Annotated in this window: 17 protein-coding genes; 7 read left to right on the forward strand and 10 right to left on the reverse strand. The window is 61.4% G+C overall.

Features of this window, described 5'->3' with window-relative positions; all coding sequences use genetic code 11:
- The first annotated feature begins 28 nt into the window (after nt 1–28).
- On the forward strand, nt 29–1,174 hold the full coding sequence (locus MLD24_RS05435; RefSeq protein WP_248164950.1) for an alcohol dehydrogenase catalytic domain-containing protein: 1,146 nt from the start codon (nt 29–31) through the stop codon (nt 1,172–1,174).
- 72 nt (nt 1,175–1,246) lie between these two features.
- Here MLD24_RS05435 and MLD24_RS05440 read toward each other — a convergent pair whose 3' ends face one another.
- The 8 genes from MLD24_RS05440 to MLD24_RS05475 all read right to left on the reverse strand — a co-directional run bounded on the left by MLD24_RS05440 (nt 1,247) and on the right by MLD24_RS05475 (nt 14,556).
- Nucleotides 1,247–2,614: a hypothetical protein gene (locus MLD24_RS05440; RefSeq protein WP_227175794.1), complete on the reverse strand. Its 1,368-nt coding sequence runs from the start codon at nt 2,612–2,614 to the stop codon at nt 1,247–1,249.
- An 82-nt stretch (nt 2,615–2,696) separates the two neighbouring features.
- On the reverse strand, nt 2,697–3,851 hold the full coding sequence (locus tag MLD24_RS05445; RefSeq protein WP_248165030.1) for an iron-containing alcohol dehydrogenase: 1,155 nt from the start codon (nt 3,849–3,851) through the stop codon (nt 2,697–2,699).
- 59 nt (nt 3,852–3,910) lie between these two features.
- Nucleotides 3,911–5,353 carry an NAD-dependent succinate-semialdehyde dehydrogenase gene (locus MLD24_RS05450; protein WP_425562295.1) on the reverse strand — a complete coding sequence of 481 codons (1,443 nt, stop codon included), beginning with the start codon at nt 5,351–5,353 and terminating at the stop codon, nt 3,911–3,913.
- Between the two features lie 509 nt (nt 5,354–5,862).
- Nucleotides 5,863–7,113, reverse strand: coding sequence for an ABC transporter substrate-binding protein (locus MLD24_RS05455; RefSeq protein ID WP_248164953.1), 1,251 nt, complete (start codon nt 7,111–7,113; stop codon nt 5,863–5,865).
- 5 nt (nt 7,114–7,118) lie between these two features.
- Nucleotides 7,119–8,462, reverse strand: coding sequence for a sigma-54-dependent transcriptional regulator (locus MLD24_RS05460; RefSeq protein ID WP_248164956.1), 1,344 nt, complete (start codon nt 8,460–8,462; stop codon nt 7,119–7,121).
- Nucleotides 8,459–10,264, reverse strand: a complete 1,806-nt coding sequence (locus MLD24_RS05465; RefSeq protein ID WP_248164959.1) for a sensor histidine kinase — start codon at nt 10,262–10,264, stop codon at nt 8,459–8,461. The genes MLD24_RS05460 and MLD24_RS05465 overlap by 4 nt, the downstream gene beginning before the upstream one ends.
- Nucleotides 10,265–10,307: 43 nt before the next feature.
- A complete protein-coding gene (locus tag MLD24_RS05470; protein WP_248164962.1) occupies nt 10,308–13,409 on the reverse strand; it encodes an efflux RND transporter permease subunit in 3,102 nt (1,033 codons plus the stop codon).
- A gap of 10 nt (nt 13,410–13,419) precedes the next feature.
- Complete coding sequence (locus MLD24_RS05475) at nt 13,420–14,556, reverse strand: efflux RND transporter periplasmic adaptor subunit (protein WP_248164963.1); 1,137 nt, start codon at nt 14,554–14,556, stop codon at nt 13,420–13,422.
- A 183-nt stretch (nt 14,557–14,739) separates the two neighbouring features.
- Here MLD24_RS05475 and MLD24_RS05480 point away from each other — a divergent pair, with 183 nt between their 5' ends.
- Nucleotides 14,740–15,396 (forward strand): TetR/AcrR family transcriptional regulator, encoded by a 657-nt coding sequence (locus MLD24_RS05480; RefSeq protein ID WP_248164966.1) that lies wholly within the window; start codon nt 14,740–14,742, stop codon nt 15,394–15,396.
- Here the strand turns inward: MLD24_RS05480 and MLD24_RS05485 are convergent.
- Nucleotides 15,386–16,024, reverse strand: coding sequence for a DUF1826 domain-containing protein (locus tag MLD24_RS05485; RefSeq protein ID WP_248164969.1), 639 nt, complete (start codon nt 16,022–16,024; stop codon nt 15,386–15,388). The genes MLD24_RS05480 and MLD24_RS05485 overlap by 11 nt on opposite strands.
- A 226-nt stretch (nt 16,025–16,250) precedes the next feature.
- On the opposite strand from MLD24_RS05485, the gene MLD24_RS05490 reads away from it, so the two are divergent.
- Nucleotides 16,251–16,658 (forward strand): TraR/DksA C4-type zinc finger protein, encoded by a 408-nt coding sequence (locus tag MLD24_RS05490; RefSeq protein WP_248164972.1) that lies wholly within the window; start codon nt 16,251–16,253, stop codon nt 16,656–16,658.
- A 100-nt stretch (nt 16,659–16,758) separates the two neighbouring features.
- On the forward strand, nt 16,759–18,216 hold the full coding sequence (locus tag MLD24_RS05495; RefSeq protein ID WP_248164974.1) for a malate:quinone oxidoreductase: 1,458 nt from the start codon (nt 16,759–16,761) through the stop codon (nt 18,214–18,216).
- Between the two features lie 28 nt (nt 18,217–18,244).
- On the opposite strand, the gene MLD24_RS05500 is transcribed toward MLD24_RS05495, so the two are convergent.
- A complete protein-coding gene (locus MLD24_RS05500) occupies nt 18,245–19,429 on the reverse strand; it encodes an aromatic ring-hydroxylating oxygenase subunit alpha (protein ID WP_248164977.1) in 1,185 nt (394 codons plus the stop codon).
- Between the two features lie 227 nt (nt 19,430–19,656).
- Here MLD24_RS05500 and MLD24_RS05505 point away from each other — a divergent pair, with 227 nt between their 5' ends.
- Genes MLD24_RS05505 through MLD24_RS05515 form a run of 3 tightly spaced genes read left to right on the forward strand, consistent with a single transcriptional unit; the run spans nt 19,657 to nt 21,862 of the window.
- On the forward strand, nt 19,657–20,661 hold the full coding sequence (locus MLD24_RS05505) for an AraC family transcriptional regulator (protein WP_248164980.1): 1,005 nt from the start codon (nt 19,657–19,659) through the stop codon (nt 20,659–20,661).
- A 47-nt stretch (nt 20,662–20,708) separates the two neighbouring features.
- Complete coding sequence (locus MLD24_RS05510) at nt 20,709–21,026, forward strand: hypothetical protein (RefSeq protein ID WP_248164982.1); 318 nt, start codon at nt 20,709–20,711, stop codon at nt 21,024–21,026.
- 11 nt (nt 21,027–21,037) lie between these two features.
- Complete coding sequence (locus tag MLD24_RS05515) at nt 21,038–21,862, forward strand: CPBP family intramembrane glutamic endopeptidase (protein WP_248164985.1); 825 nt, start codon at nt 21,038–21,040, stop codon at nt 21,860–21,862.
- Nucleotides 21,863–22,138 lie beyond the last annotated feature (276 nt).

Below are 22,138 nucleotides of genomic sequence, written 5' to 3' on the forward strand. Positions count from 1 at the left end.
GAGAAGGGGCCTCAGGATGGGCAAGCAGATGATTCCGCAAACCATGACAGCGATGGTGCTGACCGGCCACGGCGATGTGGACAAGCTGGTGTACCAGGCCGATGTGCCAACACCGCGACCGGGCCCTGGTGAGGTGCTGGTGAAGGTGACGGCCACCGCCAAAAACAACACCGACCGCAAGGCCCGGGAGGGGTTGTACCCGACCAAGGACAGGGGGGAGGTTACGTCCTTTGCCATGGGTGGCGAGCCCACGTTGACGTTTCCCCGAATCCAGGGTGCGGACATCGTGGGCCGGGTGGCTGCCGTGGGTGAGGGCGTCGATGAGGCCCGCGTCGGTGAGCGGGGCTTGCTGGATTTCAATATCTACGCCGATGAGCGCCGGGACATCAACCTGACACCGGACTACTACGGTCACGGCGCCGATGGCGGTTTTGCCGAGTATGTGGTGGTGCCGGCGGATCAGTTCCATCACGTCCCCAATCCGGACCTGGATGACGCCGAGCTTGCCGCCATGGGCATGTGTTCCTACCAGACCGCGTATCACATGATGACCTCCGCCCGCATCAAGGCCGGCGAGCGGGTGCTGGTGACCGGCGCCAGCGGTGGTGTGGGCACCGCGCTGATCCAGCTGTGCCGGATTGTGGGCGCGATTCCCTATGCCCTGAGCCAACAGAGCAAGGCTGAAGCGCTCAAGGCCCTGGGGGCCGAGGCGGTACTGGACCGTTCCGACATGGGGCGGTTTGAGGAACGGGTGAAAGCGATGACCGGCGGTGCGCCCTTGGACGCGGTGATGGATCTGGCTGGCGGTGACATGACCGACCGGTTCATCGATGCGATGATCTTCGATATGAACGCCCGCAGCGACTATCCCCGCCTCAGCATCGCCGGGGCCAGCGCCGGCAACGTTTCTGAGATAATGTGGACGCGGATCTATCTTTACCAGGTGCAGATCTTCGGGGTGTCCCATGGTACCCGGGAAGAAGCGGAACAACTGGTGGCGTGGATTCGCAGCGGCCAGCTCAAACCCGTGCTGCATGCGGCCTTCCGTTTGTCGGAATTGCATGAGGCGGAGCGCTATTTCGTGAATCGCGGTAGCGACTACCTGGGCAAGATTGTGATCGTACCGGATTCAGAATGGGAGGCCCATGGCAAGGCCCATGGGCTGACAGCCTGACACTGTCGTGACCCAGGCAGTCTGCAGCTACGGAGCGCTGGCGGAGCTTGCGTCTGCCAGCGCACCAATGGTTTACGCTTCCTGATCCTTCACGAAGGTGTTGTCGGTCTCTCCCTTGAAGAAGTCCCGGCCATACACCAGCAGGCACAACACCACACCCACCGCGAACGCCCAGGTTGCGCCCCGGGTAGCCAACACCGCGGCGACAATACCGGCGATGCCCAGGTCACGCTGGGACCGGGCTTCCATAACCCCGATCCGTACCGATACATAGCCCTGGATCAGCAGAGTCAGCGCCAGGGCGATGCCGAGAATCGGCTGCACCAGGCTGACAATGGGCATGAACAGCAGGCCGGTGTTGGTGCCCCAGCGGAACGAGCCGGCGCCACCAATAATGGAGTACATGGCTTTCTTGCCCTGGGTAAAACGCTCCACGATCACCACGTGCATGGCGGCCCACAGCGGACCGCACATGGTTACGTCCGGGCCGAGAATCGACATGGCTGAGTTGCGGGCGCCAAAGGCCATGTGCGCACGATCAGGATCGTAGTCGATCTTTTCATCGGGACGCTCATGATCGGCCTCATCGAGGATGGCCTTGCTCTGCAGCACGTCGCCAAACAACACGATGTAGGCCGCCAGAACTGTGGGAATGGCGGTCAGGAACATTTCGATGGGCGGGAAACCCAGACCGAAGACGGTGTACTCCTGCCACAGGGTGACAAAGTCCGGGTTGGAGAAGCCCCACTTGATGTCCGGCCAGGAGGCTTCACCAAAGGTCGGAGCGATAATGATCGCCAGTGCGATGATCGGGAAGATGCCCAGTTTGCCGATCATGCCAAACAGCGCATTCTCCCGTTTCAGACGGGCGAAGTGGCGGGAGAAGATCACGTAGAAGGCGATCCCCACGGCCAGTGAGATGGTGATGGGGTAGGTATCAAAGCGGCCATCCACCTTGAACACAGTGATCACTGCGGCAACGCCAGCACCAATGATCACCCCGGACTTGATTGCCTGGGGTATGGCGCCAACCACCCGGTGAGCAAGTCCACTGGCGCCGATGCCAATGGCGAACAGACCGAGTAGCAGCTGGAATGACACTAGCGCATGTATTCGCTCCGGGCCCTCCGGGAAGGTGGCGCAATAGGCCATCAGCAACGGGATCGCGGGGGTGATCCAGCCGGGAACGACCGGATCGCCAACCAGGTGGTGCAGCAGGTAGAGGATGCCGTTCATGATCACCACCGCCAATGCCACCTCGAAGGGCATGCCCAGCAGTTCGGTCATCAGGGGGATGGCCGCCAGGTCGACAGCGCACATCAGCAGGCCCTGAAAGTAGTCCGGCCACTCAATACGGTAGTGAACAAACGGCAGCCGCACCTTGAATGGCCCAACGCCCCAATAGGGCGTTTCCTGCCCGTCTACGCGTGTATATTTCATTGTTGTAACTCTTTTATATTCAGTTAGATAATTTCAGTTTTTAATGCTTTGGATTAACTGATATTCGGCGTGTTCCCGTGAGTCAGTAGGCTTCCCGATAGAGCGCCAGGGCGTCGGCTTCGGTGACTTCCACCGGGTTGTTCATCAGCAGCCGCGTTTGCAGCATCGCGTCCCGTGCCAGGGTCGGTAAGCTGTCCTCAGGCACCGCCACATCCCGCAGCCGTTGCGGCGCGCCAGAGTCGTTCATCAGCTCCTGCATGTGGTCGACGAACCTGGTGGCGCGGGCGTTGACGTCCTCGTCTGACGGGCCGAACAGAACGTCCGCCAGTTCCGCATACAGCGGCGCAGCGGCCTTCATGTTGAAGCGCAGTACCGGCCCGAGCATCAGCGCGTTGGTCAGGCCGTGGGGCAGGTGGAAGTGGCCGCCCAGTGGGTAGGCCAGGGCATGAACTGCGGCTACCGGACTGTTGGAGAACGCCTGACCCGCCAGGTTGGACCCCAGCAACATGGCCTCCCTGGCCGAACGGTCGCCGCCATCCCGGCAGGCGGGTACCAGGTTATTGGCGAGCAGCTTCAGTGCTTCCCGCGCCAGGGCATCGGAGAGCGGGTTCTTGCGGTTAACCGAGGTGTACGCCTCAATGGCGTGGACCATGGCGTCGATCCCGGTGGCGGCGGTGGCGCTGGCCGGCAGTCCTACGGTCAGTTCGGCGTCCAGCAGCACGCGATCAGCGTAGAGTTGCCGGGACACCACGCCCATTTTGGTGGTTTCACCAGTCGTAAGAATGGTGATGTTGGTGACTTCCGAGCCGGTGCCGGAGGTGGTCGGAATCTGTACCAGCGGCGTGCGCGCACCGGTGACGTTGCCAATACCATACATGTCCGCCAGTGGCTGGTCGGAGGTCAGCATCACTGCCACCAGTTTGGCGATGTCCATGGACGAACCGCCGCCAAAGCCCAGCACCACATCGGCGCCTGCCGTCTTGCCGCGTTCGGCGCACTCCGTCACCACGGCTTCGGGCGGATCGGCGACCACGTCGTCGAACACGGTGACCTGGAAGCCCGCATCGGCCAGGGACGCCTTGGCAGGCTCCAGCAGACCGTTCTGGTGGAGAAATTTGTCGGTGACGATCAGCAGATTGCGCTGGCGGAACCAGTCACCCAGAATCTCTCCCAGCCGACCGGCGGCGCCCCATTCCATGTGCATGGCACCCGGTGTGTCGAACGTGAATGGCTTGATACCTTCTGGCATGTTTTTCTCCTGTTTATCCGATGGATTGAGTTGCTCTGTGGGGCGCTTCAGAACGCGCTGCAGATGTACTTGAGTTCAAGGTATTCATCGATGCCGTATCTGGAACCTTCACGGCCAAGCCCGGACTGCTTCATGCCGCCGAAAGGCGCGACTTCGTTGGAGATCAGGCCGGTGTTGTGGCCGACCATGCCGTACTCCAGGGCTTCTGCCACCCGCACGGAACGGCCGTGATCGCGGGTGTAGAAGTAGGCGGCGAGGCCGAAGATGGTGTCGTTGGCCATGGCGATGGCGTCTTCTTCGGTATCGAACACGAACAGCGGGGCCATCGGGCCAAAGGTCTCTTCCCTGGCGACTTTCATGGCGGGTGTCACGCCGGTCAGGATGGCGGGTGTCAGGAACAGCCCGCCCAGACGTTCGCCGCCATGGAGCAGGGTGGCGCCTTTCTCGACCGCATCGGCGATGTGTTCTTCCACCTTGCGGATGGCTTTCTCTTCGATCATCGGGCCAATGTCGACGCCGTCTTCGGTGCCGTTTCCGACGTTCAGGGCGCGCACCGCGGTGGCGAGCTTGTCGGCAAAGGCGTCATAGACCCCACGCTGCACCAGAATCCGGTTGGCGCACACGCAGGTCTGGCCGGCGTTACGGTATTTGGAGGCGATGGCGCCCTGGACCGCTTTATCCAGATCCGCATCGTCGAAGACGATGAATGGTGCGTTGCCGCCCAGTTCCAGCGACAGTTTCTTGATTGTCGGTGCGCATTGCGCCATCAACAGCCGGCCCACTTCGGTGGAGCCGGTGAATGACAGCTTGGCCACGTTTTCACTGTCGGTGAGTACCTGGCCGATCTTGCTGGCCGGCCCGGTGACGATCTGCAGGACCCCGGCCGGAACGCCTGCCCGCTGGGCCAGTTCGCCAAGGGCCAACGCGGTCAGTGGCGTAAGATCCGCCGGCCGTACAATCATCGAGCAGCCAGCTGCCAGAGCCGGTGCTGCCTTACGGGTAATCATCGCGGCCGGGAAGTTCCAGGGGGTGATGGCGGCGGTCACCCCGATGGGTTGGCGCAGCACGGTCAGGCGTTGATCGGCATGGGGCGCAGGGATGGTATCGCCGTAAAGGCGCTTGGCTTCCTCGGCAAACCACTCGATGAACGAGGCTGCGTAAGCAATCTCGCCACGGGCTTCAGCCAGTGGCTTGCCCTGTTCGGTGGTCATGATCAGCGCCAGATCGTCGACATGCTCCAGCATCAGTTCAAACCACTGACGCAGAATCGCGGAACGGTCCTTGGCTGTGCGTTTGGCCCACGCCGCCTGCGCAACCCGGGACGCATCGATAATGGCGGGGATTTCATCCGGCCCGAAGCTGGGAACCGTGCCAACAGTGTCGCCATTGGCCGGGTTGATGACGGCAAAGGTTTCCTGGGAGCGGGATTCCAGCCACTGCCCGTTCACCAGGCAGTGGCTCTTGAGTAGCGATGGGTCTTTCAATGGGATCATTGCAGGCTCCTGTTTTTGTATGACAGTTGGGGTGAATGACGATTCGTTGCAGCGATCTGGTACGGCGCTCAGACACGACAGTTAGGCACCGCCTGTGTTCATCGGACCACACAGGCGGGCAGCCTGGTCGCGGCAATGCTCAGCACCATGGGCTGCCCGGTGGTGTCTCCGACGATGACAGCGGTGTCAGATTGGCAATAACGGTAGGAAGATCGTTGGCAGTGCTTTCATCGGGAACGGCCTCGTTACGTTGTTGTAGGTGGCTGATAGCGCGCTCAAAGCTCGGTGCATTAGCGGTATAGCAACCGCAGTGCCAGTTCCCTGATATTTCCTAACTATTTGTAATTAAAGGCGTAACTGTCTTTTTGGAAAGAAAGAAAAATGATGGCGTGAGCGGTATCCGCTCAGGTTGCGCTGCGCAATGAGCGCTTTTCGCTCCGACGGCCACTGGCTGCGAACCGCGCCTTGCAGCTACAGCCCTCAGATCGCGCAGAGGCGATTCGGAGTTAGTCAGAGGTGGGGGAGTTCGATGGCGGGTAGTGTATGTACCAGTCGTTCAGCAGCTTGCTGGCCGGCGGCAGGCCATCGTCGGCGGTGCTGGTGCCGATAGAGATCACCTGCTGCAGCTGGTGGGTGTCCGGGTCCATGAACGAGGTGAACCCGGGCGGGTCCTCGGGCAGTTTCAGTTGCAGATGCTCAAGCGCCCGCTGAACGTCGGCGTCACTGGCGTCGGTCCCGGCCGTCTGAATGGCCTCGGCAATGGCCAGGATGCCGGCGTAGGCGCCTTCGGCGGCATAAGAGGGGTAACGGCCGCTGAGCTCGTGAAAGCGTTGTACAAACCAGCGGTTGTACGCGGTTTGCGGCCAGTTGTTGTGGTGGCGGGCGGAGAGAATCAGTCCGGAGGGCATGTTCTCACCCAGGGCCGCCAGCACTTCGTAGTTGCCGCCGGTGTCGAAGTTGGCGACCCGTGTGCGGTGGAACAGCGGGGTCTGGTTGGCCTGCTGCACAAAGGCCACCAGATCGCCGCCCCACAGGGCATTCACCACCAGATCGGCCGGCTGTTCGGTGAGCGCGTGAATGTAGGGGGCATAGTTGGGCTCGTACAGCCGTGGCCACAGCACCGTCACGATCTCGAAGTCCACCCCCTGGTCCGTCAGGGCGTCCCGGAAATCCCGCCACATGCGGTAGCCATAGTCGTAATCCGGGCCTAGGTAGGACAGCCGCAGTGGCCGGTTGTCGGGGAGCGGAAAGCGATCCCGGATGTAGGCCGCTGCCGCGGTCATGGACTGGTGAATGTTGTTGTTGACGCGGAAGTAATAGGGCGACACCGGCGCTTCCGTCAATCGGGTGGAGGCGTGGTCGGTGCCAATGAAGAATGCACGCTCCGACTCTGCGACCTGGGAGACGGCCCAGGCGATGGCGGAATTGACGACACCGCACAGGAAGCGGGCATTGTCCTCACGAACAAACCCCCGCACCAGGCGCACGGCCCGGGAAACCCGGGAGCGGCTGTCTTCCACCATGATATGCAGGCTGGGATAGGGAGTCTCCTGCTGCTCAAGCCATTCCAGCGCCAGCCGGATGCCGACCAGGCTGTCCTTGCCATAGAGACCACCCCGGCCGTCGAGCGGAAACAGACAGCCGACCTGTACGTCGGCCTGGGCTGCGGGAACACCCAGGGTAACCCGCGCCTCGACCCGGGCACAGACCAGCAGCAGAGACAGCAGGACAGCGGACAGAAACCGGGGCAATGCCATGGCGTCTAGGCCTCGATGCCCAGGCGTTGAATCCGCCGTTTAAGGGCATGACGGGAGATACCCAGACGCTCGGCGGCTTCGCCCTTGCGCCAGTCGGTTTCCCTCAGGGCCTGGAGTATCAGTTCTTTCTCGCGGGCTTCCACCGCGTCGGCGTAACGGGCGGCCGGTGCCGTGGTGGTGTCGTGATGGTGGAACTCGTCGGGCAGGCGGTCTGGGGTGATTTCGCGGCCAGGGTGCAGGATGGTCATCCGCTCCACCAGGTTGCGCAGCTCCCGCACGTTTCCAGGCCAGTGGTAGCCCTGCAGACGGCGAACCACCTCCGGATGCCAGCGCGGTGGCTCGGACGCCTCCTGGGCCGCAAAGCGCTCGCCGAAGTAGTTCAGCAGCAGGTCGATGTCCTCCGGCCGGCCGGCCAGGCCTGGCGCGTCGATGGGGAGGATGTTGAGGCGGTAGTAGAGATCTGCACGGAAGTTGCCGGCTTCGGACTCGGCCTTGAGGTCCCGGTTGGTGGCGGCAATCACCAGCACCTCCGCCTGGAACTCGCGACTGGCCCCGACCGGCCGGTAGCTGCGATTCTCCAGGAAACTGAGCAGCTTTGCCTGCAGCGGCAGCGGCAGTTCACCGATTTCATCCAGGAACAGGGTGCCGCCGTCGGCCAGGGCGATCAGTCCCGCCCGGCTCTGGGTAGCGCCGGTATAGGCACCTTTCTCGGCACCGAACAGCTCAGCTTCAATCAGTTGCTCCGGCAACGCAGCGCAGTTGACTTCGATAAACGGTGCTTCCTGCATCCGGAAGTCGTGCACACTGCGGGCTATCAGCGCCTTGCCGGTACCTGAGGGCCCGGAGATCAACACGGTTCGGGTGTTGCTCTGGCCAACCTGCTCAATGGTGCGCTTGAGCTGCCGGACCGGATCACTGAATCCGATGATCCGGTCGGCGTGTGATTGCCGCTGGCGCAGGTAGGTCAGTTCCCGCTTGATGCGGAAACGCTCACTGGAGCGCCGGATCAACAGCACCAATTCGTCCCAGTCGAACGGCTTGGTGATGTAGTCCACCGCGCCATCTTTCACCGCTTTGACGGCAGCCCGGGTGTCGCCGTGGGCGGAGATCATGATCACCGGCAGTTCCGGGTATGCGGTCTTGAGTTCGGCCAATACTTCCAGGCCGGAGATGTCCGGCAAGCCCAGATCCAGCAACACCACATCCGGGCGCTCGGTGTCGATGGCCTTGATGCCGTCTGCGCCGGTGTGGGCGCCAGCCACGGACATTGCCTGGTCTTCCAGCGCAAACCGGATGCTGCGGACCAGGTTGTGTTCGTCATCTATCACCAGGACGCGGACGGCGCTCATGCTTCCAACTCCATACCTTCACCGATCGGGAATCGAATACTAACAGTTGCGCCCTGGCCTGGCGTGCTCTCAATGGTCAGACGGCCGCCATTCTTGACGGCCAGGGTGTGGCAGATCGCCAACCCCAGGCCAGTGCCGGTACTCTTGGTGGTGAAGAACGGCTCGATGACCCGTTGGCGCTGGTGCTCTGGAATACCGGGACCGTTGTCGCGCACCGAGAGCATGAGGCTCTGGTCGATGGCCTCGGCATCCAGCCAGACCTGACCGCCGTGGGGCAGCGCCTGCAGGGCATTGAGCACCAGGTTCATCAGCATCTGGCGTAACTGGCCGGCGTCGGCATGCACCGTAAGGTTGGCCGGACAGTTTACCGTGAGCGTCACATTCTGGCGGCGGGCGGACGCTGTCACCAGCGCGGTCAGGCTGTCGAACAGTTGCCGTACCAGAATGGGTTCTGCCTGTGGTTCCCTGGGCCGGGCGAAGTTCAGCAGGTTACCGATAACCTCGTTAACCCGTTGAACCTCGTCCTCCAGCATTGCCAGCATCTCACGGTGGCTGGCGTTGGGTTCCCGTTTGATCAGGGCCTGCAGGGTCGTCAGCATGGTGGTGAGTGGGTTGCGGATGTCGTGAGCCAGTCCGGCGGCCAGCTTGCCAAGGGAAGCCTGTCGATCGACCTCCAGGGTGGAGCGAATGACCTGTTTGAGCTGATGCCGCATGCGTTCGATGGATTCCGCAAGAGCTTTGACCTCGCGGCTGGAGGATTGCGCCACCGGGGTTTCCAGGTCGCCATTGGCGACGTGTTCAACGCTCTCAATCAGCGCGTCCATCTGTCGTTTCAGCCGGCGGGAGATCACCAGGTGAATGATCAGCAGGAAACTGGCGGTGCCGGTGACCAGCAGGATCAACACGTAGCGCATGCGCGCGCTGGACGGCTCAACCAGGGCCCGGGTCTGTTCCAGTTCCAGGTACCAGCCAGGCAGCAGCGGGTAGCTGCCAACGAGGGTTTCCGGGCTGGGTACCAGTTGGCCAACGGTGTCGTAGGTGCGGCCATCCGGCAGGCTAAGGCGGGGCCGGATTACACCGTCGACCTGCAAACTGCCGGCGATGGCCGCGAGGGAATTGAACCGCACAATCAGTCCGATTGCAGGCGTGTGGTCGCGGGTGCCGGTGCCGCTTTGATTGACGGTCCCGCCATTGAGCGCAACCGATTGCTTCATCAGCAGTACCGGTGGCCGATCCCAGGACGGGGGCTCCGGTCCGATCAGCTGGGCACCCTCGAAATCGATGGCGGGGGTGGCCTTCATCCGGTCATAGCGTTCCCGGCTCAGGGCACCATCGGGAAAGGTCCAGACCAGGTTCTGGTCGGCATCGAAGAACGCCACGCCGTAGAGCGCCTTTTGTTCCGCCTGCAGAATCAGCAGGTCCCGCAGGGTGGGGGATAGCTGGTCACTGCCGCCCTCCGTGAAGATACCCGGGGTATCGAACTGGTCGGCCAGCGCCGCCAGTTCGTAGCGTCGTTCGTTCAGGTAGACCTGAAACTCGTTCTTGGTGGCTGCGGTGCGGGTGGCCAGTCGCTCGTCCGTCAGTCGCGAGACCAGTTCAGAAAAGTAGCTGTCGTAAAGCGCCGCAAACGACAGCAATGGCACCAGCGCCGCCAGCAGCGACACCCACAGGTAGCGGGACGACATGGAGTAACGCCGGAACCGGGGCCGTTCCGCCGCCTGGCCCGGGGGCGGAGACTGTAGCGGCGAAGACAGTGGCGGCGCAGACAACGGCGGGCCCGGTTGGATACTGTGTTTGGTCAATGGTGAGGTTTCCTGACGAGGGATTCCTGAAATCGGCGACGGTTTATGACGGCTCGCGATCTGCGTGTCCGGGTATGCGGATACCGAAGAACAGACAGTACAGGGCCGGTGCCACACCCAGGGTCAGAATGGTTCCGACCGCAAGGCCAAATGCCATGCTGGAGGCCATGCCATAGAACAGCACGTCTTTGCCGAGAATCAGTGGCAACAGGCCAACGATGGTGGTGATGGTTGTCATCAGAATGGGCCGCAGACGCCGAACGCTGGCGCTGATGACAATATCAGAATCCGGCCGCCGGCTCTGCCGTCGTTCGATATCGATCCGGTCGATCAGCATGATGGCATTGTTCACGATGATGCCCGCCAGGGCCAGCATTCCGAGAATCACCATGAAACCAAACTGGGCCTGCATGATCCGCAGCCCCATACCAACGCCGATGATTACCAGCGGAATGGTGAGCACGACGATCAGCGGTCGCCGGTAGCCATTGAACTGGGCGACCAGCAGCAGTACCGAAAGCCCAAGGCAGAGCGGAAAGCCGGCAAACAGCGCCGCCCGGCCAACCTGAGAGTCTTTGACGATGCCGTCGAACTCCACCACGTGGCCGGGGGCCAGATGCTGGTTCAGGGCATCGAGTTTGGGCTGCAGTATCGGCGCCATGTCCTCCGGCGAGAGCGTCAGGTTGCGTGCCTCCACCGTCACCGTGCGGACCAGATCCTCCCGATGAATGAATCCGAAACCCGGCTGCGTATTGATGCTGGCAATCTGCGCCAGTGGCACCGCGTCTGCCGAGCCCTGGGGAAACACCGGAGCGGTTTTCAGCCGACCGGGGTCCTGGCGCTCGCCGGCAATCGCCCGGGCGACAATGGCAAACACCTCATCTCCCTCGCGGAACTGTGCCATCGTTCGACCACTGACGTAGCTGGTGAGGGCGTTGCCAATGTCTTCGGACGTAACGCCAGCGCGCTGCGCCAGGTGTTGGTCGACCTCCACATTCACCCGTGTGACCGGGTTGTACCAGTTGCTCCAGACATCGATGGTGCCGGGTATCGATGTCAGCATGTCTTCGATGACCTGCGACTGCGCAACGATGTAATCGGCATCCGGGCCCTTGACCTGGATCTGGATGACGTTGGGGTCAGACGGCCCCAGGAACATGCCGGAGATTCGTGCCTCGACATCCGCGAATCCATGCCTGAAGTCATCACGAAGACGGGGAATGGCAGCCGCAGCGGCGTCCCGGTTGCGGGCATTGATCACGATAAACCCCGCATTCGCAGCCGGTTCCAGTGGTGCCAGCGAGAGCACGAAGCGGGGGCCGCCGAAGCCGGCATAGGCGGCAAAGTCCTCCAGTTCCGGGTAGCGTTCGTTATCGGCAATCAGACGCATCATCGCCTGCAGGCGGTCGTTGGTGGTGCGGGTCGTTACCCCCGCGGGCAGGTTGACGTAGACCAGGATCTGGGCGCGGTCGCTGTCCGGAAAAAACTTGGCTGGGGTGGTCTTGACCAGATAGGCGCCAAGGGGCAACAGGGCAAACATCGCCAGCACAAAGGCCAGCCGGTGCCGGAGAATCCGGGTCAGCACACCGGCGTAGGCCATCTCAACGCGGTTGAACAGGCCCGGGGCCGGCGTTGCTGTTTTCGCCGGGACCTTGATGAACAGGTAACACAGGGTCGGGGTCACGGTCAGCGCCAGTACCCAGGACGACAACAGGGAGATAAGGATGACCAGCGAGATGTTGCGGGTGTACTCGCCGGAGGCGTGTTCCGCCATCATCAGCGGCAGGAACACCAGGATGGTGGTCAGCGACGAGGAGAGCAGGGGCAGGGCCAGTTCACGGCCGGTCAGGGTCAGCGCCTGCTGACGGTTGCGGCCTTCCATCAGCAGTCGTTTGAAGTGTTCCGCAACGACCACGCCATTGTCCACCAGCAGGCCCAGGGCGATGACCAGTGTCGCCAGGCTCATGCGTTCCAGACTCATTCCAAGGAACGCCATCATTGCCAGCGTGATCAGCATAACGGCGGGAATGATGGCGCCGACGATCAGCCCGGTACGCACGCCAAGGAACAGCACCACAAACGCCAACACGATGGCGAGGGTCTGCACCACGCTGGAAGAGACACCGTAGACGGCGTTCTCCACCTGATCCGCCTGCCAGGTGATGACATCCAGATCCAGGCCCACAGGCAACGTTGCGGCCAGGTCGTCCAGCAGCACCTGTGCCCGCTCGGAGTAATCCAGCACGCTCTGGTCCGGTTGCATGATGATGGACAGGACCACCGCCGGCTTACCGTTGAAATAGGCCCGCCGTGGCGCCGGATCGGCATAGCCGCGAGTGATGTTGGCAATTTCTCCAAGGCGGATCACCGCATTCGCTTCTGTTGTGTCTTTCGGGCTTTCGTCAGGCACCGCAATCAACACCTGCTCAATATCGGTGATGGTCTGGAACTCACCGCTCGGGACCAGCGAAAAAGCCCGGTCGCCGGAATCGAGCAGTGCGCCGTGCTGGAGGCTGTTGCGGGATTGCAGGGCGGCGGCAATGGCATCCGGTGGAATGCCCAGTTCCGCGAGACGGGCGCCGGAGACCTCAATGAAGATGCGCTGCTCAACCGTGCCGATGATCTCGACTTTGCGGGTACCGGCGAGGGTGCGGATTACCTCCCGGCTGTGTTCGGCAAAGTCATGGAGTTCCGCAAGGCTGTAATCGCTACCGGTCAGCGCCAGGGTGATGATGCCTACATCGCCGAAGCTGTCGTTGACCCTGGGCGGGTGGGTCCCCTCGGGCAGGGCTGGCGTGGCCTCGGTGACTGCTTCTTCCACCTCGTCCCACACCTGATCCAGTTCATTGAGCCGGTCATAGGCCTTGGCGTAGATAATGGACTGGCCGTCCGATGATACCGAACGCAGTTCTTCCACCCCGCTGACACCGAGGATGGCTTCTTCCAGGGGGCGGGTGATCAGGGCTTCGACCCGGTCCGCGCGAAGCCCTGGCAGGCTGGTTGAAACGATCGCCTCGCGAATGGTGATCTTGGGATCTTCCCGCGCCGGTAAGGAGAAAAAGCTCAGGGCGCCATAGAGCATGAGCGCCAGCACGGACAACAGCACCACCGGACGGAATCGGAACGCGGCTTCGGTAAGGTTCATCCGTCATTCCTCACTGGTTGTATCGCGCAATGCCAACACCCGCCGTTCGGACGGTCTGGCCGGCTTGCAGCAAGTTAACGCCTTTCTGGACCACCAGCTCACCGGGTTCCAGCCCGAAGAGCACTTCAATGTGCTGACCGCCAAGCTCACCCAGCACCACCTCCCGGGCGGCGAGCTGCGACTGCCCGTTAACCTGCTCAACCACAAAGACCCGCCCGATTCGCTGGCCGGCCGGGATATAGGCCGTTACCGGAATCAACAGGGGCGTTGCGTCAGGGTGTTGGTCCCAGGTGGCCTCAATGGTCTCTCCAGGGCGCAGGGAGATATCGTCGGTTGCCAGCGTGAGGGTGATTGGAAACAGCCCGGCCCGGTTGGCCTGGGAGCCAATCCGGGCGACAACGCCAGTGGTTGATCGTCCGTGATTCAGCACCGAGACCGCCAGGGTCTGGCCAGTCTCCAGCGCCTCCCGGACCGGACCGGGAACGTGGATGGTCGCTTCAAGGCCGTCTCGCTCGCCAATCAGGTGGAGAATCGGCTGGCCTGCGGCGACAAACTCGGCCGGCTCCGCCAGTCGCTCGGTAACTTCGCCCCGAAACGGCGCCAGGAGTGTTGCGTCCTCCAGTCGGTCCTGTGCCTGTGCAACCTCGGCCTTGAGCGCGTCGACCTGTGCCTGTGCCCGCTCAAACCGGGCCTGGGTCTGGTCAATGGCGGAGCGTGAGGTGGCGCCGGTGTCTGCCAACGCCAGCCGACGCCGGTAGTCCAGTTCGGCCTCCCGCCGGTCGGCCTCGGCGTTGGCCAGGTTGGCGCGGCGGGCCCTCAGGTCCAGTCGCAGGGCCTCGTCATCCAGGGTGGCAAGGGGCTGGTGGCGTTCAACGGTGTCACCCAGGTCCACGTCCAGAGACCGGATCATGCCGCCGGTTTCGAATGCCAGTACAGAACGACGGCGGGCCTGCACGGTGCCACTGAACGTCATCAGCCTGTCGGCGGCGACGTCGGCCGGGCTGACCATCACCGTGCGTGCGACCGGCATCTTGGGTTCCGGCGGTGGCGAGCAGGCCATCAACAGCAGGCCGCCGGCGGCAGCCAGGGTAAAGCCAAGCCGCCGGCCGGCCAGGTTGAACAGTATCGAAGGAGTGAGCGTCGGCATAACGATGTCCGGGTTGGGGCGCCAATGGCCTTTTTGGTCAGCGGCTCCAGGTTGGATTACATAAAATGACTGATGAGTCATAATATGACTGACTGGTCAGTTGACGCAATACCGATGGAATCGATATAAGCACTTCTGCATCAGCAAGAAACCGGCACCGACATCTGCCAGGAGAAGCAGCCAATGAATTCTGATAACGAGGACAAGCCCTTAACGCGCTCCCAGCGCCGCCGCCGTGAGGATCTGGTGAGAGCCGCGCTAAAGGTCTTTGACGAACACGGCTTCGAGGCAGCCCGTATGGACGACGTTGCCCGGGAGGCCGAGGTGGCCAAGGGAACGGTGTACCTCTACTTCAAGAACAAGGAAGACCTGTTTCAGGGCATGGTTCGGGATGTGGTGGGGCCGGCGCTGGACTCCGTCCGACAGGCGGCCACCCTGGCGAGCCGGCCACCGACAGAGCGCCTGGAGCAATTGGTCCGCTCGCTGGGCCGTTTTCTGGGGACCGGAGATTTTCGCACCATCCTGCGACTGATGATCGCCGAGGGGCCAAAGCATGAAAATCTCCGGCAATTCTATTATTCCAATATCGTTGAACCCGGTACGGCGGCCATTCGGCAATGCCTGCAGGATGGCGAGGCCAGCGGGGAGTTCCGCCAGGGCTCAGGGCAGGTGGCGCCGCAGGTTCTGGCGGGAGCGCCAATGATCGCCGCGATCTGGCAGATCCTGTTTGCCGATTATGCTCCCCTGGACACCGAGAGGCTGCTGGACGATCACCTGAAAACCGTTCTGGGAGGCTTGCAGGTGACGGCAGGACAGTCGTCAGCCGCCATCACTCACTGAGCCAGTCGAGACCAATCAACAGCCGGGGATCACCCCGCCCGCAAGGTGAGCGGTGCACCACACCGTGACCTTCGTTGCCGATCCAGGCCTCACCCTTGAGCAGTGCCACCGCGCCGGTAGGGACATGGCGAATCTCCGCGGCGCTGGCGGTCTGGTCCGGCAGCCGCCCCGTGTCCCCGTGGCGAACCACACAGGACTCCGGCAGCCACTCCGTACCCGGCCCCAGATACGTGCTCAGTAGCCGCACCGGAACCCGGTCGGTGTGGAACCGGGGGCACATCGGCCGTTGCAGGGCGTGAAGCCGAACACCAACCGCCGCAGGCTCGAACAGGCAGCGGAACATCTCGATCAGGTGATCAAGGTCCGCCAGGAAGGCGCTGGAGCCGGGAAGGTTGGCCGCCCAGGCCGGCAGCAGCTCATGTGCGGACTCTCCGGGGCCGACGCTGATAAAGCGCTCCAGGCTGTCGGAGTGCGCCAGCACCGCATCGGCGAACGCATGCAGGGGCGCATCCAGACGGCGTTGCCAGATGGCCAGGTTCACGGTATCGCGAAAAATCTCAGTCAGGCAGTCGGCAGCTTCGCTTTCAACTGCAGATGGGGGATGGGGGGCTTTCAACAGGGCTGTCACAGGGGGTCTCCAGGAGGCTGGACGGTGGGTTTGTTGCTGTCGGTGTTTGGCGAGTACTCAGCCGTTCCTCGGCAAACGTAGGTGTTATGTTATAACATTGTTTTCCGGGTAGAGATCAACTCTGTGTCGATCAAACAGCCAATCACCTGAAAAACCCGGTATTATCTGCCGACTCAAAACAACGCCGGTTACGGCCAAGAACAAACTATCTGACGGAATGAATGGAATGCTGACGAAGGAAGAACTGCTGGAAGCCCCAGAGGCGGATTACATGAACGAGGCGCAGATCGCCTTCTTCAAGGCCACACTGGAGCAACTGCGCCAGGACACCATGGACAGCATTGAGGCTGCCAAACAGACCCTGGCGAACCCGCCCGAACACAACGACGATGCCGACCGTGCCGCCTACGAGGAGGAGTCCCGGCTGGCTTTGCGCATTGTGGATCGCGAGCGCAAACTGCTGCCCAAGATCGAGGCCGCCATGCGCCGCATCGCCACCGGCGACTTTGGCTATTGCCTGGAATCCGGTGAACCGATCGGCATCCCACGGCTGCTGCTCCGGCCCACCGCCGAGCTCTGCGCCGAGGTTAAGGCCATCAACGAACGGCGTGAGAGCGCCTACCGGGACGCCTGACCCGCAACGGTGTGGACCAGCCCCTGATTTCCCGCGTATGCCTAAGCGTGCTAGGTTCTAGCTTGTTAAAAATGGAAAAAACGATGGGTAGGAAGACGTTATGAAAGTGATCGTCATTGGCGCGGGTATTATGGGCACCACGTTTGCGGTGTTGGCGAAGGAGCTGGCACCGGAACTGGACGTTACTATTCTGGAACGCCTGGAAGGTCCGGGCGCCGGTAACTCCTGGGTGTTCAACAACGCCGGCACCGGGCACGAGGCAAACTGCGAGCTGAACTACACCCCGGTGGACGAAGAGGTCATCTCGGTCGAGAAGGCGTTGAAGATTCATGCCCAGTTCAATGTCGCGAAGCAGTTCTGGGCCTATCTGGTCAACAAAGGCGCAATCCAGGACCCCAAGACGTTCATCAACCAGACCAAGCACTGCACCATCGTTTCCGAATCCGCGATTGAAGAGCTGCGACTGCGCTTCAAGGAAATGTCTGCCCATCATTTCTTTGAGCACATGCAGTACTCCGAGGACTTTGATGAGATTGAGCGCTGGCTGCCGTACCTCATGGAAGGCCGCCCGCGCCATGAAAAGATGGCCGCCACCGTCATTGAAACCGGCACCGATGTGAACTTCGGGGCGCTGACGGAGCAGATGGCGAACTACGCCGTGAACAAGCTTGGCGTCAAGATCGAGTACGGCACCCACGTCAAACGCGTACACCGAAGCCCGGCGGGCAGCTGGCTGGTGGAAACCGAGCGTATGGGCAACGCGGTTCAGTACAAGGCCGATGTGTTGTTTGTCGGTGCCGGGGGCGGCGCCTTCCCACTTCTGAAAAAGAGCCACCTGCCATTCCGCGCCCGCTTCAGTGGTTTTCCGGTAGGAGGGCGGTTCCTGCAGGCGGCCATCACCAGGGAGCAGGCCGACCAGTACCGGGCCAAGACCTACGGCAAGGCCAAAGTGGGCGCCCCGCCCATGTCTGTGCCACACCTGGATCTGCGGGTGGCGAACGGCCAGCACTATCTGCTGTTCGGGCCATTTGCGTCCTTCAAGCCGGTTCTGGAAAAAGGCCGTGGCTTCATCGACTACCTCCGGTCCATGCGATTACACGATCTGCCGGGCCTGCTGAACGTTGCCTTGGAGCACTTCCCGCTAGTGAAGTATCTGGTCTCTGAAACCTTTAAAGGCGAGAGCAGCATGCTGGCGGAGCTGGAGAATTTCGCGCCGGGCATCAGCCGCAAGTTCGACTGGAAAGCGGTGGAAGCCGGCCAGCGGGTGCAGATCATCAAGGATGGCGACCTGCAGATGGGCACCGAGATCATCGTGTCCAGCGACAAGACTTACGGCACCTTGCTGGGGGCATCTCCCGGCGCATCGGTGTCGCCGGAAGTCATGCTGCGATGCCTCGAACAGCTGCTACCCGCCGTGGTAGCCGGGGACGAGGCCAGGCAGAAGCTCAAAGACATCTTCCCCGAAGACAGCCTCGACACACTCAGCCACAACCCCGAACGCTACCGGGAGATCCGCGACGCGGTAAACCAGACGCTGGGGATTGTGGCGCCGGTTTAGCGCTGGTTTTACGACAGCCACGGGCGTCTCATTTGGCAGACTTGCAGGTCTGCCGGGCCGCTTCCAACCTGTCCTCAACCCAGCGATTGTAGGCCTCCAGGGCGCCTTCATTACGCCCGAAGGTCAGGGACTGGTTGGCGCCGCTGGTCAGTCCCGCCTGAATTGATTCGCCCAGTTCAAAATCCTCATCCAGCGTGGCGATGGAGATGGCCATGTTGCGTTGCCAATGGCTCAGGGCCTCCTCACTCAGCGCGGCCGGCGGTGTCGGGATCAGCGATGTGATCACGATGTCGGTTTCATCGGCGCTCACCGGAATCATCTGAATCCAGTCGACATGGGCTTTCTGGACCAGCAGTGTGGTCTGTGGCGCCAACCCGTAGACAATGTGGGCGACGTCCCTGAGTCGGGCTTCCCTCAGTGAATCGCGGGTAACGTCCCGCAGTCGCTCCGTGGGCATGACGACCCGAAAATGCGCGCCCAGTTGATCAGTAACGCAGGTGTTGCTCAGAAAATACGGACCGATGCTGTTCTTGTGCGCGAACTTGAAGTGATAGGTTTCCAGTCCACCCTCGGTCACGATCTTCCAGTTGCAGCGCCAGCGTCGGCGATGCTGTTTGAAAACGTGGAGCTGATCCAGTCCCAGCCAGGTGAGGTCGCCTTCCACAGGGGCCAGGTGCTGCTTGAGCTGCTGTTCCGCATCCGCCTGGGTTTCGGCGGCCGGGCACAGCCAGATGAACCCGTGCGTTTCCACGCAGGGGATGGCGCTGAGGCCGTGGGCCTGCTTGTCCAGACCAGGAAAGCAGGTCTGTTCGAAGGGGACTGAGAGCAGCGCCCCATCTGAGCCGTAGCGCCACGCGTGGTAGGGGCAGGAAAAGGCCTTGGCACAGCCGGAGGCCCGGGATTCGACCCTGGCGCCACGGTGCCGGCAGGCGTTGTGAAAGGCGTTGACCTTGCCGTCTTCGCCGCGGGTGAACAGGACTGCACCCGTGTGTGTCTCCAGGGACCGGAAATGGTGTGGCCCCGGCAGTTCGCTGCTGTGCAGGTAGGCCAGCGGAAGCTGTTGGTGGATGGTCTGCATCTCACGCTCAAACCGCTCTGGATCGATATATCGTTCGACCGGCGAGGCATGGCTTGCCGACGACAGGGTCGTGGTTTTCTCTTGCAACAATTCAAGACAGCGTTCTAACAGGCGTTGTTCGTCCGATCGATGCACGGGTAGGGGCCTCCGGCCATGGTGGTCTGGATGGTTCCGGACGGCTGTTGGCATTGCCGTCCCTGGTCTGATCAACCTACCGTCTGCCTCGCCAGGACGGCAGGTTCAAATCCTGCCGCCGACTTGTCCATTTCTTGCGTTCTCCGATAGATTGTATCGATAGATCGGCAATCCTTGGTTGGATGACGCGAATGGTCGCTCCATTGAACTCCCTGCAAGAACACCTAATGACGCAAACCATCCCCATGCCTTTTCTCGGGGATGTACTGGAAGGCATCGGGGTGCGGTCGCCTGTTGCACAGCGCCTTCTGTCGGAATGGCAACTGACTGATCGGCAACTGACAGTAACCGGGCACCGGGTGTCCAAACTCGAGTACAGCGGGTTCGTTAAACGTGTGATGTTTGAAACCGAAGACCTGTTCCTGGGATTTCTGGACAAACCGCTACCCAGGCGGGCCTTTGGAGTGTTTGCGATGGGCGCTGTGGGATGCCGTTCTCTGCGGGCACTGGTGGACTATGGCAACCTGTACTTTTCAATGTTCACGGAGCAGTTCCACTGGGAGATCGTGCGCCAGGCGGGCACGGTGGCCCTGGTGCTCAAGTTTGATGAGCGCAGAAACCTCAGTTACCGGTTTATCTATCAAAGCATGCTGCTGATCTGGCTGCGACTGATCAGCTGGTTCATTGGTGAGGAACTGAAACCCAGAATTCTGGCGTTCCGTTTTCCGGAACAGTCCATCGATAGCCATCTGCGTTACCTGTTCGGCGAGCGCCTGACGTTTTCTGCCGACGATAACCGGATTGTGTTTGATGAGGCAGCAATCGATGTGCCGTTCTCCGCCACGCAGGACGAAGTGTTGCGGATGCTGAAAGACAATCACAACATGATGCTGGTGCGAAACACGGCGGAGCCGTTCACCAGGCAAACCCGACGGCTGCTGGTGCTCCACCGGGAGACGGGCTGGCTTAAGCAGGCGGACATCGCCCATTCGCTGGGCCTCTCTGAGAACCTGTATTGGCGAAAACTGAAGAAAGAGGGCGCCACGTACAGTGGCATTTTGGGCAACCTGAAGCGGGATTTCGCACTTCGCCTGCTGGCTGATCCCAACCTGGCCATGGAGGCGATCGCACAGCAGTTACATTTTTCGGAACTGAGTGCCTTCGACAAGGCGTTCAAGAAATGGACCGGATCGACACCGGGGCAGTATCGTGCCCAGTTGCTGGCTGACTGACACTGGCAGGAGCTGCCGGTTGTTCACTGGAAGAATGGATCAATAAGATGAACAAGTTATCGCAATCGTTGTTCAACGAGGACATTCCCAACTGGCGAAAACTGGGTGTTTTCATCCTCCAGATTGCGACCATCCTGTTTGGTGTCATCCACTTTGTGGTGTACTTCCAACCGGGTGATGGTTCCAGGGAACTGTATGGCTATTTCAGCGCCATGGTTGCGATGACGGCGGTGGTACAGCTTATCGCAGGCTGGTTTGCGTACAGACATAGAGTGCCAAGTTATCTCTGGCTAGCTTGCGCGGTCTGGATCATCCTGACGGTGTTCTGGCAAGGGCTGGTGGTCGTGTTGTTGTCAGTGAGCTAGGAAACGAAATCATGTACCACAAACCCCAGGGTGTGCCGGATAACCACCCGAACCCAGGCAAGCCCACCCTGAACGGCGGCTCGCCAAGCCGGGATGTCTCTGGCGGTGACTTTCCGTTCTACCACGGCCAGCCGATCACCCTCAATTCCGGCCAATGGCTGCTGGTGCTGGCAGCGGTTGCCGTGGGCTTCGCCTGTCTCACAGCGCCGATTCCGGTACTGATCTCGCCGACGGGTATCGTGATCCGTACCGTATTGTTCGCGGTGGTTCCTCTTGTGGCATTGCGTTGTGTGGCTGGCCCGCATTGGAAAGCGCTGTTTCGCCCTGTACGTGGTGTGGATATCGGGTGGATGCTTGCCTTTGCGATTCTCAACCTGATCGTGAGCAGCCTGGTCGGCATTCTGGTGATGAAGCTGTTCGGAGCTGATGTGAACGTCGCGGTTGGCGGCCTGGCAAACCAGGCAGCCGCTGACCAGATGGTCTTCTTCCTGCGCTCTGTTCCACAGCTGTTGGGCGAGGAGATTCTGACCATACTGCCGTTTCTGGCCATCCTTTTCTGGATGCACAACCGCCTGGGACTGAGCCGTGGTATCTCGGTGCTTATCGCCTGGGTAGTCTCTGCGGTGATATTCGGCTTGGCACACCTGCCGTCCTACAACTGGAATTGGCTCCAGTGCATCCTGATTATTGGCAGTGCACGACTCGTATTGACCCTGGCCTACATCAAAACCAGGAATCTGTGGGTCTCCACCGGTGCCCACATCATCAATGACTGGGCCATCTTCGGGGTCGTTATCATCGCCTCGGCGCCAGGGTTCTCCCAGGCAGGGCCTTAATCAGAGGCTCCTCAAAGGATGTGAGGAACAGCGCATTGTACGGGTCGACTTCTCCCGCCGATGCTCTGGCTGGTCTGGCCAGCGGAGCAAAACCAAGCGGCTATCAGGGTGCGCAAAATGTGGAAGTCAAACGAATACGTGGTGCAATCACAGGGTCTTGCCTTTTGCCCTCTTGCCAATTGTGGGAGGGCATAGCAGTCTAGCCCGGATTTCTCATAGGCTGCCAACAAGTTTCGCAGACTGGTCGACCCATCGCCATGCCGGCTCAGCTCAGGC

The sequence above is a fragment of the Marinobacter xestospongiae genome, assembly GCF_023156385.1.
Taxonomy (GTDB): domain Bacteria; phylum Pseudomonadota; class Gammaproteobacteria; order Pseudomonadales; family Oleiphilaceae; genus Marinobacter; species Marinobacter xestospongiae.

Bases quoted from the DNA above. Each gene is read 5' to 3' on its own strand.
- MLD24_RS05440 (WP_227175794.1), bottom strand. From the start codon at position 2,614: ATGAAATATACACGCGTAGACGGGCAGGAAACGCCCTATTGGGGCGTT.
- MLD24_RS05490 (WP_248164972.1), top strand. From the start codon at position 16,251: ATGCTGACGAAGGAAGAACTGCTGGAAGCCCCAGAGGCGGATTACATG.
- MLD24_RS05475 (WP_248164963.1), bottom strand. From the start codon at position 14,556: ATGCCGACGCTCACTCCTTCGATACTGTTCAACCTGGCCGGCCGGCGG.
- MLD24_RS05510 (WP_248164982.1), top strand. From the start codon at position 20,709: ATGAACAAGTTATCGCAATCGTTGTTCAACGAGGACATTCCCAACTGG.
- MLD24_RS05495 (WP_248164974.1), top strand. From the start codon at position 16,759: ATGAAAGTGATCGTCATTGGCGCGGGTATTATGGGCACCACGTTTGCG.
- MLD24_RS05480 (WP_248164966.1), top strand. From the start codon at position 14,740: ATGAATTCTGATAACGAGGACAAGCCCTTAACGCGCTCCCAGCGCCGC.
- MLD24_RS05435 (WP_248164950.1), top strand. From the start codon at position 29: ATGATTCCGCAAACCATGACAGCGATGGTGCTGACCGGCCACGGCGAT.
- MLD24_RS05505 (WP_248164980.1), top strand. From the start codon at position 19,657: ATGACGCAAACCATCCCCATGCCTTTTCTCGGGGATGTACTGGAAGGC.
- MLD24_RS05455 (WP_248164953.1), bottom strand. From the start codon at position 7,113: ATGGCATTGCCCCGGTTTCTGTCCGCTGTCCTGCTGTCTCTGCTGCTG.
- MLD24_RS05515 (WP_248164985.1), top strand. From the start codon at position 21,038: ATGTACCACAAACCCCAGGGTGTGCCGGATAACCACCCGAACCCAGGC.
- MLD24_RS05470 (WP_248164962.1), bottom strand. From the start codon at position 13,409: ATGAACCTTACCGAAGCCGCGTTCCGATTCCGTCCGGTGGTGCTGTTG.
- MLD24_RS05460 (WP_248164956.1), bottom strand. From the start codon at position 8,462: ATGAGCGCCGTCCGCGTCCTGGTGATAGATGACGAACACAACCTGGTC.